The sequence below is a fragment of the Pseudomonas sp. PS02303 genome (assembly GCF_029959925.1).
Taxonomy (GTDB): Bacteria; Pseudomonadota; Gammaproteobacteria; order Pseudomonadales; family Pseudomonadaceae; genus Aquipseudomonas; species Aquipseudomonas mandelii.
In genome coordinates, this window is the sequence record NZ_JASCOM010000534.1 from 1 (window position 1) to 1,086 (window position 1,086).

Below are 1,086 nucleotides of genomic sequence, written 5' to 3' on the forward strand. Positions count from 1 at the left end.
GCTCGCGATAGCGCCCTGTCAGTCACATTGATGCCAAGTGTGCCGACGCTATCGCGAGCAGGCTCGCTCCCACAATGGGCAATGCGTTTCGTCAGTGATACAAAAAACAGCCTTCATTGGCTGTTTTTTTATGCCTATGCTTTTTGGCTCGAACATGCCAAGAGGACATCCCCATGAGGACTGACTGGCCGCTGGCTCAGACCTTTCGCTTCAACGGGCATTCCGTTCGCTACGCCGTGCGCGGCGACGGCCCGCCACTGGTGTTTGTGCACGGCACGCCCTTTTCGTCTTACGTGTGGCACCGCATCGCTCCACATTTCATCACCACCCACCGGGTGCATTACTTCGACCTGCTGGGTTATGGGCAATCCGAGAAAATCACCGGCGACGTATCGCTGGGGGTGCAGAACGACCTGTTGGCGAGCTTGCTCGATCACTGGGGCCTGGCGCGGCCGGACGTGGTCGCCCACGACTTCGGCGGTGCCACCGCGCTGCGCGCGCACCTGCTCAACGGCAAGGATTACCGCAGCCTGACATTGATTGATCCGGTGGCGTTGACGCCCTGGGGTTCGCCGTTCGTGCAGCATGTACGCCAGCATGAAGCGGCGTTCAGCGGACTGCCCGATTACATTCAACAGGCGATTGTACCGGCATATATTCGCGGGGCGATCAAGCGCGACATCCCCGATGAAGAGCTCGACCCCTATGTACAACCGTGGCTGGGCGATCCCGGGCAAGCGGCGTTCTATCGGCAGATTGCGCAGATGGACGAGCGTTACACCCGCGAGGCTGAGGTGTTGTACCCAACGGTGCGTTGCCCGGTGCAGATTCTGTGGGGCGAGGAGGATCAGTGGATTCCCATCGAGCGTGGACGGGCACTGCATCAGATGATCGCCGGGTCGCAATTTCATCCGGTTCCCAATGCCGGGCACCTGGTTCAGGAGGATGCGCCCGAGGCCATCGTCGCGGCTTTACTGCGGTTCCTGCCCTTAATCCAGCCCTCCTGAAGAAACCGAATCCCTGTGGGAGCGAGCCTGCTCGCGAATGCGGTGTGTCAGTCGACATCTACATTGCCTGACACACCGC

Annotated in this window: 1 protein-coding gene; it reads left to right on the forward strand. The window is 60.3% G+C overall.

The genetic code is table 11. The features are described 5' to 3' along the window. Positions 1-173 precede the first annotated feature (173 nt). Positions 174-1,007: an alpha/beta hydrolase gene (locus tag QMX98_RS34720; protein ID WP_282412086.1), complete on the forward strand. Its 834-nt coding sequence runs from the start codon at positions 174-176 to the stop codon at positions 1,005-1,007. Positions 1,008-1,086 lie beyond the last annotated feature (79 nt).